The following is a 17,241-nucleotide window of genomic DNA, read 5'->3' as shown; positions in this document are numbered from 1 at the left end:
AAGTATATGTCAGAGAAAATAGTAAACGTTATTGGTGCAGGACTAGCTGGTAGTGAAGCGGCATGGCAAATTGCGCAGCGCGGTATCAAAGTTCGTCTTTATGAAATGCGTCCAGTAAAGCAAACACCTGCTCACCATACGGATAAATTTGCGGAGCTTGTATGTTCAAACTCGTTGCGTGCTAATACGTTAACAAATGCGGTAGGCGTGATTAAAGAGGAAATGCGCATGCTCGATTCGGTCATTATGAAAGCGGCAGATAATTGTTCTGTACCAGCAGGGGGAGCATTAGCTGTAGACCGTCATGAATTTGCAGGCTATGTAACGGAAGCAGTGAAAAATCATCCGTTAGTAGAAGTAATTCATGAGGAAGTTACTGAAATTCCAGAAGGCATTACGGTCATTGCGACAGGCCCTTTAACATCACAAGCATTGGCGGAAAAAATTCAAGCTTTAACAGGTGAAGATTATTTATACTTCTATGATGCGGCAGCGCCAATCATTGAAAAAGATTCAATTGATATGGACAAAGTATATTTAAAATCACGCTATGACAAAGGGGAAGCAGCTTATTTAAATTGTCCGATGACAAAGGAAGAGTTTGACCGCTTCCGTCAAGCGTTGATCGAGGCGGAAGTAGTACCGCTAAAGGAATTCGAAAAGGAAATTTATTTCGAAGGCTGTATGCCAATTGAAGTAATGGCGGCACGTGGTGAAAAAACAATGCTATTTGGACCGATGAAACCAGTTGGATTAGAAGACCCAAGAACTGATAAGCGCCCATATGCAGTTGTTCAATTACGTCAAGATGATGCGGCAGGTACTTTATACAATATTGTTGGTTTCCAAACACATTTGAAATGGGGGCCACAAAAGGAAGTATTGCAGCTAATCCCAGGCTTAGAAAATGTGGAAATTGTACGCTATGGTGTGATGCATCGTAACACATTTATCAATTCACCAAAAGTGCTAACAAAAACGTATCAATTAAAAGCACAGCCCAATATTTTCTTTGCGGGTCAAATGACAGGTGTAGAAGGCTATGTTGAATCAGCTGGAAGTGGTTTAATTGCAGGTATTAATGCGGCACGCTTAGCGAAAGGTGAGGAGCTATTATATTTCCCTGAGGAAACGGCACTTGGCTCAATGGCACGTTACATTACAGAAGCGGCTTCGAAAAACTTCCAACCGATGAATGTCAACTTCGGCCTGTTCCCAGAATTAGGTGAACGTATTAAATCAAAAGCAGAACGCGCAGAGCGCCATGCGAATCGAGCATTAGAAACAATTCGTAATTTTGTGAATTCAAGAACAATTTAATTGCGAAAAAGCCCTTTGAATTGTATAATTTGAAGGGCTTTATCTCATATGAAATGTAAACGTCATTCAAGTAGACAAAAACAATCAATCAAAAGGTTTGTCATGCAATTGACAAAATCGATTGATTTTTTAAAATTCATGCACATTTTACTTGCTAATTTATTTGTTACGGTATAGTGTCAGTATGTAATTAACTTACTCCGCTCAAGGAGGCTACGCTATGTTAAATCAACAAAATGAATTGCTGCATCAATTTATTCGTTATGTGCAAATTGAAAAAAACTTTTCTGTGCACACAGTGCGAGAATACGAAACGGATATTCAGCATTTTTTGGCGTTTTTACAGACGGAAGGCATTGAGGATTTACAAGTTGTTGAATATATTCATGCAAGATTGTATGTGACAAAGCTCTATGAGGAGAAAAAAGCTAGAGCATCTATTTCTAGAAAAATATCAGCAATCCGCTCATTTTTCCGCTTTTTACATAGAGAATTTAATTTGGACGACTCATCTTTTCGATCATTGTATCATCCGAAAAAAGAGGAACGGCTTCCAAACTTTTTTTATGAGGAGGAGCTAACGCAATTATTTGAAGCGAATCAAGGTCAAGACTTTCAGTCACTTCGCAATATTGCTTTACTTGAGCTGCTTTATGCAACAGGTATTCGAGTCAGTGAATGTACAGCATTAGAACTAACGCATATTGATTTTCATTATTCAATATTACGTGTAATGGGGAAAGGGCGTAAGGAGCGTATTGTACCGTTTGGTGAGTATGCACATGTAGCGCTACAAACCTATATTGAAGAGGCGCGACCACATATAATGAAAAATGCGAATCATGCGCATCTTTTTGTCAATATGAGAGGTGGAGAACTTACCCCTCGTGGTGTACGTCACATATTAAGTGAGATGGTGAAGAAAGCAAGCTTGCATACAAAACTTTATCCACATATGCTTAGACATTCATTTGCCACACATTTATTAAATAATGGCGCAGATATGCGTACGGTGCAGGAGTTATTAGGACACGCACATCTTTCCTCGACGCAAGTGTATACACATGTGACGAAGGAGCATTTGCGCAAAACGTATATGAATACACATCCAAGAGCTTAAGGAGGAATCTTTATGGGGCAAATACATGCAACAACGATTTTTGCCGTACATCACAATGGTGGTTGTGCAATGGCTGGAGATGGTCAAGTTACTCTAGGAAATGCTGTTGTGATGAAGCATACAGCAAGAAAGGTCAGACGTCTGTTTAATGGCAAGGTATTAGCTGGCTTTGCTGGCTCAGTGGCAGATGCCTTTACGTTGTTTGAGATGTTTGAAGGAAAGCTAAACGAGTATAATGGCAATTTGCAGCGTGCGGCGGTAGAAGTAGCAAAGCAGTGGCGCGGCGATAAAATGTTGCGTCAATTAGAGGCAATGCTACTAGTGATGGATCAATCAACTTTACTTCTTGTATCTGGGACAGGTGAAGTCATCGAGCCAGATGATGGTATTTTAGCAATTGGTTCAGGTGGCAACTATGCGTTATCTGCTGGGCGCGCTTTGAAAAAGCACGCAGGTGAGCATTTAACCGCACAGCAAATAGCGGAAGCAGCGTTAACGACAGCAGCTGATATTTGTGTATTTACAAATCATAATATTATCGTGGAGGCGCTATAATGACGACTAATTTAACGCCAAGACAAATTACAGAGCATTTAAATCGTCACATTGTTGGGCAAAATGATGCGAAACGTGCAGTAGCCATTGCACTCCGTAATCGCTATCGCCGTTCTTTATTGAATGATGAAATGAAAAACGAAATTATTCCCAAAAACATTTTAATGATTGGACCAACTGGTGTTGGTAAAACGGAAATCGCAAGACGTATTGCCAAATTGACGAAGGCGCCATTCATTAAAGTGGAAGCGACAAAGTTTACAGAAGTAGGCTATGTTGGGCGAGATGTAGAATCAATGGTGCGAGATTTAGTGGAGGCTTCATTGCGTCTTGTGAAAGAGGAAATGCTAGCGATGGTGCAAGATGAAGCGGAAAAGCTAGCAAATCAAGCGATCGTGAAATTACTTGCACCCTCAAAAAAGAAAGCGAAAATGCAGCAAAATCCACTCGAAATGTTTTTCGGGCAAAAACAGGAACAAGCTGAGCAGGACAATCCAGCAGAAGAAGCAGAAGTGCGCTCTCATCGTAGCCAAATTGCAGCTGATTTAGCAGCAGGTAAGCTTGAAAGTCAGTGGGTAACAATCGAAGTAACAGAGCAGGCAGCACCGTTAATGGATATGCCAGGAATGGAAATGCAAATGAGCGGTATGCAAGATATGCTGGCAAATTTAATGCCTAAAAAGACGAAAAAGCGCAAAGTGCAAGTGAAGGATGCGCGTCGTATTTTAGCATTAGAAGAGGCAAATAAATTAATCGATACAGATGAATTAACAGCAGAAGCAATCTATCGTGCTGAACAAACAGGCATAATTTTCATCGATGAAATTGATAAAATTGCCAGCAAAGATAGCGGCTCCTCTGCAAATGTTTCGCGTGAAGGCGTACAACGAGATATTTTACCAATTGTTGAAGGCTCTACTGTAACGACAAAATACGGACCTGTTAAAACGGATTATATGTTATTTGTTGCAGCAGGTGCTTTCCATATGTCGAAGCCGAGCGACTTAATTCCAGAATTGCAAGGGCGTTTTCCAATTCGTGTAGAGCTGGAAAAGCTAACAAAGGAAGATTTTGTACGTATTTTACAAGAGCCTGACCAATCGCTTATTTTGCAATATCAGGCACTTTTAGAAACGGAAAATGTAACGATTGAATTTTCAGATGAAGCAATTGATTACATTGCCGAAATTGCAACGGAAGTAAACCAAGAGACGGATAATATTGGCGCAAGGCGCTTGCATACGATTTTAGAGCGCTTGCTAGAGGAGCTATCTTTTGAAGCTTCTGAAATTGCACCAGCACATATTGAAATTACCCCTGTCTATGTGGAACAGAAATTAGGGAATATTGTGAAAAATAAAGATTTATCACAATTTATCTTATAGCTCATGTCATTTTTGTACAAAATGTATTTATCTTTACAATATTAAAAAACATAGATAATTGCTATAAATTATAAAAACCTTTAGAATATTACGTAAATATAGAAATAGCCTTAGGAGGACTATAGAAAATGAATTTATTATCAAAAACAAGAAAGATTAATGCAATGCTTCAAGCCACTGCTGGAAAGCCGGTAAATTTTAAAGAGATGGCGGATACATTAGGCGATATTATTGACTCTAACGTCTTCATCGTTAGTCGTAAAGGTAAGCTTTTAGGCTTATCAATTCACCAACAAATCGAAAATGAGCGCGTTAAGAAAATGTTTGCAGAGCGTCAATTTCCAGAAGAGTATACACAAAACTTATTTAACATTACAGAAACATCTCCAAACTTAGATATAAACAATGAACACACAGCATTCCCAGTTGAAAATAAAGATTTATTTGCATCTGGCTTAACGACAATTGTTCCGATTATTGGCGGTGGTGAGCGTTTAGGAACGTTGATCCTTGCACGTATAAACGATCAGTTTAGTGATGATGACTTGATTTTAGCTGAGTATGGCGCGACTGTAGTTGGTATGGAGATTTTACGCGAAAAAGCGGAGGCAATTGAAGAAGAGGCTCGTTCAAAAGCAGTTGTACAAATGGCAATTAATTCATTATCGTACTCTGAGCTTGAAGCAATTGAGCATATTTTTGAGGAATTAGATGGTCATGAAGGATTACTTGTGGCTTCAAAAATTGCAGATCGTGTAGGTATTACGCGTTCAGTTATTGTAAATGCATTACGTAAATTAGAGTCTGCGGGCGTAATCGAATCCCGTTCTTTAGGTATGAAAGGCACTTATATTAAAGTACTTAATGATAAATTCCTATTAGCATTAGCTGAAATTAAAATGAAGTAAAAAACAGTGGGGTATTTTACACCCCACTGTTTTTTTACGAAGGCAGATGGACAGTCTATATAAAGCTGATTTTTAACCAATGGGATGTTGGTCATACAAACATTTTCATAGGATGTGAGGTTATTAGCCTTAACAATTTAAAGGGATAAGAAAACCCCTCTTAACTTGAAGATTTACTTTATGCTATTATTAGGCAAAGGTTTTCGTTTGAAAATTCAGATTAATTGCCGCGATTTTAATGTTAAAAGCATCAAAAAACTTCTGTAATAGTCACAAGAGGTTTTTTTTCATATAGTCCTAACAGTCTGGTGTAAAAAATGGGTTTATTGGTTTACTTTTTGCAGAATGAATAATGGTGAAAACCTCATTATTGATAATATTCGTGTAAGTATGATAATAAAATGATATTTTCCAATAAAATACATTTAAAGCATTAAATAATATATAGAATGAAATGGAACAAAATAGTTCTTATTAACTATCTAAAAAAGCTAAAAGACAATAGACACTATGGAGTAACTTAATTACAATTAAACTATTAAAACTATTATCGAAATGTGACGAATACCCTACATATGATAAAGAGGTGAATGGTATGGATTTATTTGGTGGAACAATTCGTAATTTAGAAAATGGTCTTTCATATGCGACCTTAAAAAATAAAACAATTGCTAACAATATAGCCAATGTCGATACGCCAAATTATAAGGCGAAAGATGTAAGCTTTAAAAGTATGCTAGAAAATGCAAAGTTATCAACGATTACTGCAAATAAAAATGATATTCGACATTATGATTTTGATGCAGAGCAGTTCCAGTCAGGTGTATTTGATTATGCAAATTTACGAGCTCGTCATAATGGAAATGGTGTAAATATGGATGCAGAGCAAGCAAAATTAGCTGAAAATACAATCTACTATAATGCACTGATTGACCGTGTAAACGGGAAGTTGAATACATTAAATACAGTAATTAAAGGAGGGAAGTAAGGATGACAATTTTTCATAGTATGAATACAACTGCTTCCGCTTTAACGGCGCAACGTTTACGTATGGATGTTATTTCTTCAAATATGGCAAATGTCGACACAACACGCGCAAGGCAGGTAAATGGTGAATGGGAGCCATATCGTCGAAAAACAGTTACTTTAACAGCAAAAGAAGGGCAGTTTTCAAACTTCCTAAATGTAGCGATGGGAAAAACGGCCAAACATGGTGTTGGAAATGGCGTAAAAGTGTCGCGCATTAATGAAGATAACGAAACACCATTTAAACTTGTATATGATCCGACACATATTGATGCTGATGAAAATGGCTATGTAAGAATGGCTAATGTAGACCCGTTAAAAGAAATGGTTGATTTAATTTCGGCAACACGCTCTTATGAAGCGAACGTAACGGTATTTAATGCGAACAAATCGATGCTAACGAAAGCTTTAGAAATAGGTAAATAATATATTTGGAAGGAAGGGTGAGAATACATGGCGATTAGCTCTATATCGATGCTTACTCCAACGCAAGGGTTACAGGAGCCCAATAAGCTAACTACAACACCTTATGAAGCGCAGCAAAACTTTGCTGCAACGCTAAAAGAGGCAATTGCGCAGGTGAATACAGCACAAATTCAATCAGACGCAATGACAAATAAATTAATTAATGGCGGCAACGTGGATTTACATGAGGTAATGATTGCTGCACAAAAGGCGAGCATTACGCTAAATGCAACAATGGAAATTCGCAATAAAGCGGTTGAGGCTTACCAAGAAATTATGCGAATGAGTGTGTAATAAACTGATACAACGAAGCGAATTTACCTTGATTCAGCAGATTGTTTTGTGCCGCAATATAAGGCATTAGGTACATAAAGCTCTAACTTCTATGGGCACTTAATAGCATACTTTTTAATTTAACAGGTATTTAAAGTCTCCTGAATCAAGCTAAAGCCTTTGACAGGTTAATTTTGACAAAGGTTAGCGGAGGCGTAATGGCTTATAGCATTCACTATTACCGGAGGATCCATAATGAATGAACGACTGACAAAAATCAAAACCGACTCGACCAATTTTTGGTCAAGCCGTACAAAAAAACAAAAAGGCGCAATCTTTGGTGCACTTATAGCGATTATTGCATTTGCAAGTGTGCTTACATATTTTTCAACAAGAACAGAAATGGTACCGATGTATACGGGCTTATCACAAGCTGAAGTTGGAAAAATTCAAGAGGTTTTAGCAGCTGACGGCGTTACATACGAAATCACACCAGGCGGTACCAATATTTTAGTGCCAGCGAAACAAGCAGATGCGCTAAAAGTATCATTAGCAACTCAAGGTTTTCCGCAGTCCGGTGGGATAAGTACGTCATTTTTTGCTGAGAATGCAGGATTTGGAATGACAGATAATGAATTCGATGTTTTAAAGCTTGCTGCGCTAGAAACGGAAGTTGCAGATTTGCTAAAGCAAGTTGCTGGTGTCAACGGTGCTACTGTAAAAATCACTTTACCAAAGCAAGGTGTCTTTTTACCTGATGGTCAAGGAGAATCGACAGCGGCAGTTATATTAACCACAGCCCCTGGACAGCAATTTACAGATGAAAACATCAGAGCGTTATATGGTTTAGTTGAGAAAAGCGTGCCAAATTTAACGCCAGAAAATATTCGAATCGCAAATCAATATGCAGAACGTTATGATTTGGATGCAGCTGTATCTGGTAATGGCTCTGTAGCTACCCCTGATGGACAAATGCAATTCAAAAAAGCGTTTGAACGCGATTTACAGCGAGAAGTGCAAAGCCTGCTTGGTACATTAGTAGGACCAAATAATGTACTTGTATCTATTACTTCTGACATCGATTTTAAACAGGAAAACCGTCAGGAAAACCTTGTAGAGCCTGTTGATGAAGAAACGATGTCAGGTATTGCAATCAGTGCACAGCGTATTACAGAAACGTATACAGGTACTGGAGCCACAGCTACTGGTACGCCTGAAGCAGGACAAGTAACCGATAATTTCACAGATTATGTAGAGGGTGCTGTAGGTAACGGTGACTATGAGCGAACAGAAGAGAAAATTAATAATGATGTCAATCGTATTCATAGAGCCATTCAAGAGGCGCCTTATAAAATTCGTGATATTGGTGCGGTAGTAGCCGTAGATTTACCAGAAGACATGGTAGCATCATCAGAGGAAATTGTTGCAAATATTACAGAAATGTTAAATCGAGTTATTCGTACATCCATCGATAAAGAAGCTGGTGGTGATTTATCGGATGAAGAGCTTGCAAATAAAATCTTTGTAACGGTACAGCCATTCTTAGGGAATAATGCTGTAGCAGAGCCAGAAACATCTGTTATCCCATGGTGGGTTTGGGTAATTGGTGGCGTGTTATTAGTGGCAATTGCATTGCTAGTATTCTTCATTTTACGTTCACGTAAACGTCAAGAAGAAGAGGAATTATCAGCAATTGAAGAGCAACAGGAAAAAATTATTGTTGAAGATATTGCAGATGAAAAAGAAACAGAAGCGACAGTGCGTCGTAAGCAGCTTGAGAAAATGGCAAAAGAAAAACCAGACGATTTCGCGAAGTTGCTGCGTAGCTGGATTGCTGAGGATTAATTGGAGGGTTGGCTATGTCTAAGAAAGATAAAGAATTAACAGGAAAGCAAAAAGCTGCCCTACTATTAATTTCATTAGGACCAGAAGTGTCGGCTTCGGTATATAAACACTTAAGCGAAGAAGAGATAGAACGTTTAACATTGGAAATTTCAAGTGTTAAAAAAGTTGAATCACATATGAAAGAAGAAATTATCGAGGAATTTCACAATATCGCATTAGCGCAAGACTACATTACACAAGGTGGTATTGGTTACGCAAAAACAGTTTTAGAAAAGGCATTAGGAAGCGATCAAGCACAAGCGATTTTAAATCGTTTAACATCATCGCTACAAGTAAGACCCTTTGATTTTGCACGTAAAGCGGATCCAGCTCAAATTTTCAATTTTATTCAAAATGAGCATCCACAAACAATCGCTTTAATTTTATCTTATTTAGAACCAGGGCAGGCGGGGGTCATCTTATCCTCACTACCACAAGAGGTTCAGGCAGATATTGCAAAGCGTATTGCAATGATGGATTCGACATCACCAGAAGTCATTAGTGAAATTGAGTCTGTTTTAGAGCGCAAGCTATCTTCTACTGTGACGCAGGATTACACTGAAACAGGTGGCGTTGATGCAGTTGTGGAAGTGCTTAGTGGTGTGGATCGTCAAACAGAGAAAACGATTTTGGATGCACTCGAAATCCAAGATCCAGAATTGGCAGAGGAAATCAAGAAGCGTATGTTCGTATTCGAAGATATTGTTACGCTTGATAACCGTTCAATTCAACGCGTTATTCGCGATTGCGAAAATGAAGACTTATTATTATCTATGAAAGTTTCTTCTGATGAAGTAAAAGATATTATTTTCCGCAATATGTCACAGCGTATGGCAGAGACATTTAAAGAGGAAATGGAAATTATGGGGCCGGTACGTTTACGGGATGTAGAGGATGCACAATCTCGTATTGTAGCAGTTATTCGTCGCTTAGAAGACGCAGGAGAAATTATTATAGCTCGTGGTGGAGGAGATGACGTCATTGTCTAGAATTATTCGCTCTATACAAGCACAGTCAACTGAAGCAGAGCAAGGTGTTAAAATTGAAATTAAAGATTTTTTTCAACCAACATCTTTTCAAGGAGATCATCAAACAGAAGATTTTGAAAATCTGACGTTAGAAAATATTCATGCAGAACGTGAAATATATTTAGCCGAGGCTAGGCGACAAATTGAATTTGAGCGTCGACAGTTGGAACAATATCGCGATGAACAGTTGCAAGCAATTGAGCAACTAAAACAGATTTGGCAGGAAGAGAAACTCGTGCTTGAGCAGCAGGCCCATGAAGAAGGATTTGCTGCTGGCTATGAGGAAGGGATACAAAAAGCGAATGCAGCGATGGAGCAGTCACTTGCAATGACTAATGAAACGATGATGCAGGCACAGCAAAATGCGCAAAAGTACATCGATGATCAAGAATTTGTTGTATTGGAATTAGCCTTAACAGCAGCTGAACGCATTATAGGTGTCTCACTTGAACGAGATGATGAGCTGTTTACTGCCATCGTCAAGCGTGGCTTAAAAGAAGCACGTGAAATGAAAGAAATCAAAATATACGTGGCGCCGATATATTATGAACTAATTACGAAAAATCGTGATGAATTGGCGGAAATGTTCCCACCAGATGTTCCCTTATTGATTTTTGTAAATGAAGATTTAGAAAATACCGAAAGCTATATTGAAACGAATCATGGACGTATTGTCATATCAATTGATGAACAGCTACATGAACTGCGTTTAAAGCTTAATGAAATTTTAACAAGCAAGGACTGATATGGATGAAGACGGCTCAATTAATTGAACATATACCCAATCTCAACACATTCAAAAAATTTGGACGCGTCACGAGAGTAGTAGGCTTAATGATTGAGTCACGAGGTCCAGAAAGCTCGATTGGAGATGTATGTAAAATACATGTTCAAACGGTGCAGCATGGACAGCAAACGATATTAGCTGAAGTAGTAGGTTTCAGGGATGAGATTGTTGTCTTAATGCCGTTTTCCTCATTGCGTGAAATTTCAATTGGCTGTTTAGTTGAAGGGACAGGTAAGCCGTTAGAAGTAAAAGTTGGACCTGAGTTAATTGGTAAAATACTAGACTCGATGGGCAATCCATATGATGGTTACACATTACCGAAAGGGCTTGTTACTGTACAAACAGAGCGTCAGCCGCCTAATCCGATGACCCGTCCGCCGATTAGTGAGCGAATGGAAGTCGGAGTAAAAGCAATTGATGGCATGTTGACGATTGGTACAGGACAGCGTGTCGGAATTTTTGCTGGTTCAGGTGTCGGAAAAAGTACATTGCTCGGCATGATTGCACGTAATACAAAGGCTGATTTAAATGTTATTGCATTAGTCGGTGAGCGTGGACGTGAGGTTCGAGAGTTTATCGAGCGGGACCTAGGACCGGAAGGCTTAAGTCGTTCAATAGTTGTTGCAGCAACGAGTGATCAGCCTGCTTTAATGCGTATCAAAGCGGCATTTACTGCAACCGCAATTGCAGAATATTTCCGAGACCGTGGTATGAATGTTATGTTGATGATGGACTCCGTAACACGTGTTGCGATGGCGCAGCGTGAAGTTGGTTTAGCAGTTGGTGAGCCTCCTGCAACGAGAGGCTATACCCCTTCGGTCTTTGCGATTTTACCTTCTTTATTAGAGCGTACAGGTACTAATCTAAAAGGGTCTATTACAGCCTTTTATACAGTATTAGTAGATGGGGATGATATGAATGAACCAATTGCAGATACTGTGCGAGGTATTTTGGATGGACATATCGTTTTAGATCGAACTTTAGCGAATAAAGGGCAATATCCAGCCATCAATGTTTTAAAAAGTGTTAGTCGACTTATGAACCACATCACAGAACCTGAGCATGTAAAGGCGGCAGAGCGTTTACGAGAATTGTATTATACGTATGCAAAATCTGAGGATTTAATTAATATTGGTGCATATAAGCGAGGAACATCGCGCGAAATCGATGAAGCAATTCAGTATGAACCGTTGATTACAGCATTTTTAAAGCAGGGCTACAAGGACCATATATCAATGGAGCAAGCAGTTAATGAATTAATTACTTTAGCAAATGGTGGTGTATCATCATAATGCAATACACATATCGATTCGAAAAAATACTAGTTGTGCGTGAGCAGGAAAAAAATGAATCTGAAATTGCTTATAAAGAGTCTGTGCGTGCCTTTGAAGAAATTGCGACAAAGCTATATGACTTATTGAAGAAAAAAGAAGATTTGATTAATTTCCAGCAGCAGCGCTTAACAATTGGTGCTTCAATTGATGAAATTAGTCATTATGCTAATTTTATTGATAGCATGGAGAAGACAATAGCGGATGTACAACAAAAAGTTGTACAAGCTCGTTCAAAAATGAATTGGCATGAACAAAAGCTATTGGAGAAAAATTTAGAAGTACGTAAGTTTGAAAAAATGCGTGAAAAGGATTTTGATGCTTTTAGAGAAGAGCAGAATCGCATTGAAGCAAAGCAATTGGATGAACTATCATCGCTTGCGTATAACAAGAGAGAAATCAGGTGATGTCATGGCGAAAAAACAGATTGAAAACATAAATGAGGAAGAGCGTGATGACAAGAAACCAGGATTTTTTCAAAAATTCTTTATGCTGTTTCTTATCCCGCTATTATTTACAGTGACGATTGTATTAATCGTGACGTATTTTACGAATACGAATGTTTTCCAATTTGCAAATAGTATGAAGGAAAAAATTCCATTCCTTGACACGGAAAAAGAAGAAGTGTTAGAAAATACATCGGTAACAGAAGGAAGAATCGTTACGCTACAAGCAGAATTACAAGAAAAAGAAGCGCAAATTGAGAAATTACAAACAGAAATTGATGCTTCAAATGAAACGAATAATGAGCTACTTATAAAGCAAGAGCAATTACAATTTGAAATTGAAAAATTACAGCGTGATCAAGAAGCTGCAAAAAAGGAATTTCAAGCAATTGTAGCTGTTTATGCATCGATGTCTGCAAAAGAGGCAGCGCCTATTTTAATAGAGTTGAATGATGAACAGGCACTTCGTATTATGTCAAACTTAAAGTCAGACGCCCTTTCGGCTATTTTTGCAAAAATGCCACCAGCCGAGGCAGCAAGATATACGGAATTATTAGCGCAACAATAATTTGAAGGGAGGTGAACAAATGAATGTCGCAATGATTCAGCAACTAGCGCCAAAAGTAGCAGCACCAAAGCAAGCAGCAGCTGTGAATGAGCAGCTTAGCAATGAAAAATTTGGTTCAGTATTTGGCCAAATTTTAGCTACAACGAATCAGTCGCCTACACAACCAACTACTACAACTGAAGCAGATTTAAGTGCATTGGGTGAGTTAATTTCTGCTGATTCACTTAAAGATGTTTTAGAAATACTTGATATCCCTCACGATGAGGCACTATTGTTTGTTGAAGTGGATGGAGATGCTATCGCTATTGAAAACATGATGAATTTGGAAGATTTAGCAGCAGCTTTGAACATGGAGAAAGAAGAACTAGTAACACTTGTGGAGCAGTTACTTGGAGAGGAAACACAAGTTGAGGATGTTTGGACTTTACTAGAGCAAGCGCCAAACTTATTAGCACAAATTATGAGTGCGTTGCAAGGTGAGCACCAAGTAACACCGCAACAGGCTGAAAAAGTGCTAGCTGTCCTAAAGTTAGCGGAAGCGATTGGAGCTAAAACAGATACAGTTTACACGCAAGAGATACAGCTAACACAAGTAAAAGAAGCGTTCCAGCAAATTGCGGTGCAGCTACAGCAAACTGTACAAGTGCAACAAAATACGCAACCAACACCTAAACTGGTGGAGTTCCAGCAAGTGATGAAACAAGAGACGGACAACAGCTCACAGCAAGCGCCAGTAACGTCACAGCAAGCATCAACAGCAGTTAAAACAGTAACAGTAACGTTACCAGCTGAGCGCCCAGCGCAATCTGAAGCATTAATAAAAGAAATACAAAATTTAATTAATCGTAGTCAAATGTCTAATACACAAGGTACTATGAAATTAATGTTAAAACTTTATCCTGAAAATTTAGGGTCTATTCGTATTGAGCTTATGCAAAAGGATGGCATGTTAACAGCACGACTACTTGCAACAACAGTGGCTGGAAAAGAATTACTTGATTCGAACTTGCAGCAATTAAAAGCAGGACTTGCTGCACAGAACATCCAAGTAGAGCGTATTGATGTCACACAGGCTTTACAAGATACAGAGCGCAATATGCGTGATCAAAGCTTCTTTAATAACTTCTTTAAACAGCAGCAAAGCAAAGAACAAGAAACTCACAACGAGGAAGATGATGAAGATAAAAAAACATTTAGTGAGTTCTTGAATGAGGAGGTGTAATGGATGACAACGACAAATAAACTGTCAAGTGATTTGAATTTATCAAGTTATCAAAAGCCTGTGAGAGAAACAGGAAATAGTGCATTGGGGAAAGATGCCTTTTTAAAGCTGCTAATTACCCAATTGCAAAACCAAGATCCAACAAATCCGATGAGTGATCGTGAGTTTATAGCTCAAATGGCTCAGTTCTCATCTTTAGAACAGATGCAGAATATGACAAAAGCAATAGAGGTGCTAGTAGAATCACAGCAACAAACACAATTAATGTCCTATACTACTTTTATTGGTAAAGAGGTAAAATGGCATGAGTTAACAGAAGAGTTAGATGAAAAAGGGAAGCCGATTTCAGCTGAAGGTGTTGGAACGATTGTTGAATTAAAGTTTGTTGATGGTCAGCCACAGTTTGTACTAGATGATGGTAAAACAATTTCGGCTGGGAATATTTCTTCTATTACAGGAAGTGGCTCGTCAGCTGAAGCTAGTGGTAATCCATTTGCAGAAGCGAGCAAATTAATTGGTCAAACAGTTCGTTATGAAGTAGACGGGCAAAGTATTGAAGCTTTAATTGAAGCCATTACAATGAAAAATGGCTCTATTATTTATTTGTTGAGTGATGGTACAAGATTAACGAAAGATCAGTTTGAAATTGTAGATGAATCAAAAGATAAGCCTGTTAATCCAGAAGAACCTACAGACGAAACGAATACGTCTCCTGACGGCGAATAAGGTGGTGTGTAGATGAAACAGATGAATTCAATCCAACGCATCCCGTATCATCCACCGTTCCAACCAACAAAGCAAGTAAAGCAAGCAACAACAGAGTCCTTTATGGAGCAATTGCAAGTTGCGGTTAGCAAACAGCAATTAAAAGTTAGTAAGCATGCAATAGAGCGTTTGCAAGAAAGAAATATTACGATTTCTGATGAAGAGTGGCAACAAATAACGGATATTGTGTCTGAGGCGCATGAAAAAGGTGTTCGTCAACCGCTAATCTTAATAGAACAAGCCGCATTAATCGTTAATGCTAAAAATGCAACGGTTATTACAGCTATGGATCGACTAGAAGCGAAAGCACAAATTTTTACAAATATTGATGGTACAATTATATTATAGGCTGGACCTTAAAAGGAGGCCTATTGATATCACTGACTGACTGACGTGGTATCGAAATAATAAAGAAATTGATAAGGCGAAGGGAGAACAAAACAATATGTTACGTTCGATGTATTCGGGTATTTCAGGGTTAAAAAACTTCCAAACAAAATTAGACGTTATTGGTAACAACATTGCCAACGTAAATACACATGGCTTTAAAAAAGGTCGCGTAATTTTCAAAGACTTAATGTCACAAACGCAAGCGGGTGCATCAGGTCCTTCATTAGGCGCTGGTGGTGTTAATGCCAAGCAAGTTGGCCTAGGTGCTACAATTGCTGCAATTGATACGATTCATGGCACAGGTTCACGCCAATTTACAGGGCGTGTGCTTGATATCGCAATACAAGGTGAAGGCTTCTTCGTAGTTGGTAAATTGGCAGGTGATGATGTTGATGAAACTTTAGTCGACGGCTTTACAGGTACGGCTTATACACGTGCTGGTAACTTTTATCGAGATCGAGAAGGCTTCATAGTTAATAGCAATGGTGATTACGTAATTGGTTGGATGCAAGATGGTGAGTTGCCAGATACTGACGGCATGGTGAATGAAGAGTCGATTATCGGACACTCTCCACTACAGGGTGATGATGCTGTAGCTATTGGTGATTTAGTGTGGAACAATGCTGACGGCTTACAAACAGAAGATGTTGAAGGTGGACGTATTTATATCCCAGCAGATGCACAGGAAATGTCAATTGAGGAAGATGGGAAAGTAACATATGTAAGCGCTGAAGGTATTTTAACATTTGCAGGACAAATTATGATGGCGACATTCCCAAATGCAGAAGGCTTAACGAAAGTTGGAAATAACTACTTCCAAGTATCTGCGAACTCAGGTCCAACAATGTTTGGTGCTGGTAGTAGTTTTGGTATAGGTCAAACAGTATCAAGTGCGCTTGAAATGTCCAACGTTGACTTATCTGAAGAATTTACAGAGATGATTGTTGCACAGCGTGGTTTCCAGGCAAATACGCGTATTATTACAACATCGGATGAAATTTTACAAGAGCTTGTTAACTTAAAACGTTAATTTAGTATTATTTATTTAATTGAATTCATTGTAAGGGAGGGTCGGGCCGGCACTTCGTTCGTCCGGCCCTAATTCAATGATTGAACTTACTCGCCTAAATGGCAAAGCATTTACGTTAAATGCATTATACATAGAGACCGTCGAATCCTTTCCTGATACGACGATTACATTAACAACTGGCAGCAAGTTAATCGTTTTGGAAAGTGAAGAGCAGGTGCGACAAAAGGTGAGAGCCTTTTATCAACATATACAAATATTATCTAATCCGCATCTACGAGGTGAAGAAGATGAAGAGTAATAAGCTGTTAACAATTATGATTATTATTTTAATTGCCATTATTTTAGTTGGCGCAATATTTTTTGTGATTTATTTACAAGCAAATAAAGGCGTGCAAAATACGGAGCCTACAATTGATGAGATTGTAGAAGCATCGGTGGATGTGCCAGAAATTAAGACAAATTTATTGGATAAGCGTTATATTATTATACAGCTAAAAGTACAAACAGATAGTAAAGAAGCAGCTGCGGAATTAGAAAAACGCCTATTCCAAGTAAATAATATTGCGATTCAAGAGTTAGCTGATATGGAATTAAAGCAGCTAGAAGGTAAAGAAGGAAAAATAACCTTGAGAAATACATTGAAATCTAAAATCAATGAATTAATGCAAAATGGTGAAGTTCGAGAAGTATATATAACGAACTACATCACTGGACAATAAAGTTAGAGAAACATCTTTT

20 protein-coding genes are annotated in these 17,241 nt (G+C 38.5%); all 20 read left to right on the top strand.

The features are described from left to right. The first annotated feature begins 6 nt into the window (after positions 1-6). The 20 genes from trmFO (at position 7) to fliL (ending at position 17,222) form a co-directional block, all read left to right on the top strand. Complete coding sequence (gene trmFO / locus C9J34_RS00500) at positions 7-1,320, top strand: FADH(2)-oxidizing methylenetetrahydrofolate--tRNA-(uracil(54)-C(5))-methyltransferase TrmFO (protein WP_107837892.1); 1,314 nt, start codon at positions 7-9, stop codon at positions 1,318-1,320. A 220-nt stretch (positions 1,321-1,540) separates the two neighbouring features. Continuing rightward, complete coding sequence (gene xerC, locus C9J34_RS00495) at positions 1,541-2,440, top strand: tyrosine recombinase XerC (protein WP_107837891.1); 900 nt, start codon at positions 1,541-1,543, stop codon at positions 2,438-2,440. A 12-nt stretch (positions 2,441-2,452) separates the two neighbouring features. Then, positions 2,453-2,995: an ATP-dependent protease subunit HslV gene (gene hslV, locus C9J34_RS00490; protein ID WP_107837890.1), complete on the top strand. Its 543-nt coding sequence runs from the start codon at positions 2,453-2,455 to the stop codon at positions 2,993-2,995. After that, the gene (hslU, locus tag C9J34_RS00485; RefSeq protein WP_107837889.1) at positions 2,992-4,380 is read left to right on the top strand and encodes an ATP-dependent protease ATPase subunit HslU; all 1,389 of its coding nucleotides are present in this window, start codon (positions 2,992-2,994) and stop codon (positions 4,378-4,380) included. Before hslV ends, hslU begins: the two co-directional genes overlap by 4 nt. A gap of 128 nt (positions 4,381-4,508) precedes the next feature. Next, positions 4,509-5,288 carry a GTP-sensing pleiotropic transcriptional regulator CodY gene (gene codY, locus C9J34_RS00480; protein ID WP_107837888.1) on the top strand — a complete coding sequence of 260 codons (780 nt, stop codon included), beginning with the start codon at positions 4,509-4,511 and terminating at the stop codon, positions 5,286-5,288. A 595-nt stretch (positions 5,289-5,883) separates the two neighbouring features. After that, positions 5,884-6,276 (top strand): flagellar basal body rod protein FlgB, encoded by a 393-nt coding sequence (flgB, locus tag C9J34_RS00475; RefSeq protein WP_107837887.1) that lies wholly within the window; start codon positions 5,884-5,886, stop codon positions 6,274-6,276. A gap of 2 nt (positions 6,277-6,278) precedes the next feature. Further along, positions 6,279-6,740, top strand: coding sequence for a flagellar basal body rod protein FlgC (flgC, locus tag C9J34_RS00470; RefSeq protein WP_107837886.1), 462 nt, complete (start codon positions 6,279-6,281; stop codon positions 6,738-6,740). 48 nt (positions 6,741-6,788) lie between these two features. Beyond that, a complete protein-coding gene (gene fliE / locus C9J34_RS00465) occupies positions 6,789-7,073 on the top strand; it encodes a flagellar hook-basal body complex protein FliE (RefSeq protein WP_411830053.1) in 285 nt (94 codons plus the stop codon). A gap of 234 nt (positions 7,074-7,307) precedes the next feature. Continuing rightward, positions 7,308-8,897, top strand: a complete 1,590-nt coding sequence (fliF, locus tag C9J34_RS00460) for a flagellar basal-body MS-ring/collar protein FliF (protein WP_107837884.1) — start codon at positions 7,308-7,310, stop codon at positions 8,895-8,897. Between the two features lie 14 nt (positions 8,898-8,911). Next, positions 8,912-9,925, top strand: a complete 1,014-nt coding sequence (gene fliG / locus C9J34_RS00455) for a flagellar motor switch protein FliG (protein ID WP_107837883.1) — start codon at positions 8,912-8,914, stop codon at positions 9,923-9,925. Further along, positions 9,909-10,709: a flagellar assembly protein FliH gene (gene fliH / locus C9J34_RS00450; RefSeq protein WP_338016174.1), complete on the top strand. Its 801-nt coding sequence runs from the start codon at positions 9,909-9,911 to the stop codon at positions 10,707-10,709. The genes fliG and fliH overlap by 17 nt, the downstream gene beginning before the upstream one ends. Positions 10,710-10,714: 5 nt before the next feature. Further along, complete coding sequence (gene fliI / locus C9J34_RS00445; RefSeq protein ID WP_107837881.1) at positions 10,715-12,043, top strand: flagellar protein export ATPase FliI; 1,329 nt, start codon at positions 10,715-10,717, stop codon at positions 12,041-12,043. Next, positions 12,040-12,489: a flagellar export protein FliJ gene (gene fliJ, locus C9J34_RS00440; RefSeq protein ID WP_193768839.1), complete on the top strand. Its 450-nt coding sequence runs from the start codon at positions 12,040-12,042 to the stop codon at positions 12,487-12,489. The genes fliI and fliJ overlap by 4 nt, the downstream gene beginning before the upstream one ends. Next, positions 12,428-13,096, top strand: coding sequence for a MotE family protein (locus C9J34_RS00435; protein ID WP_238600528.1), 669 nt, complete (start codon positions 12,428-12,430; stop codon positions 13,094-13,096). Before fliJ ends, C9J34_RS00435 begins: the two co-directional genes overlap by 62 nt. A 19-nt stretch (positions 13,097-13,115) precedes the next feature. Then, positions 13,116-14,318, top strand: coding sequence for a flagellar hook-length control protein FliK (locus C9J34_RS00430; protein WP_107837878.1), 1,203 nt, complete (start codon positions 13,116-13,118; stop codon positions 14,316-14,318). A 3-nt stretch (positions 14,319-14,321) separates the two neighbouring features. Then, positions 14,322-15,044, top strand: coding sequence for a flagellar hook assembly protein FlgD (flgD, locus tag C9J34_RS00425; RefSeq protein WP_107837877.1), 723 nt, complete (start codon positions 14,322-14,324; stop codon positions 15,042-15,044). A 21-nt stretch (positions 15,045-15,065) separates the two neighbouring features. Then, positions 15,066-15,431, top strand: a complete 366-nt coding sequence (locus tag C9J34_RS00420) for a TIGR02530 family flagellar biosynthesis protein (RefSeq protein ID WP_193768838.1) — start codon at positions 15,066-15,068, stop codon at positions 15,429-15,431. A gap of 97 nt (positions 15,432-15,528) precedes the next feature. Then, a complete protein-coding gene (locus tag C9J34_RS00415; protein WP_107837875.1) occupies positions 15,529-16,503 on the top strand; it encodes a flagellar hook-basal body complex protein in 975 nt (324 codons plus the stop codon). 76 nt (positions 16,504-16,579) lie between these two features. Further along, positions 16,580-16,801: a flagellar FlbD family protein gene (locus C9J34_RS00410; RefSeq protein WP_107837874.1), complete on the top strand. Its 222-nt coding sequence runs from the start codon at positions 16,580-16,582 to the stop codon at positions 16,799-16,801. Next, on the top strand, positions 16,791-17,222 hold the full coding sequence (fliL, locus tag C9J34_RS00405) for a flagellar basal body-associated protein FliL (RefSeq protein WP_107837873.1): 432 nt from the start codon (positions 16,791-16,793) through the stop codon (positions 17,220-17,222). Before C9J34_RS00410 ends, fliL begins: the two co-directional genes overlap by 11 nt. Positions 17,223-17,241: the final 19 nt, after the last annotated feature.

This window comes from Metasolibacillus meyeri (assembly GCF_003049505.1).
GTDB lineage: Bacteria > Bacillota > Bacilli > Bacillales_A > Planococcaceae > Metasolibacillus > Metasolibacillus meyeri.
The sequence above is the reverse complement of the archived record's forward strand: the minus strand, read 5'-3'. Positions and strand labels throughout refer to the sequence as shown.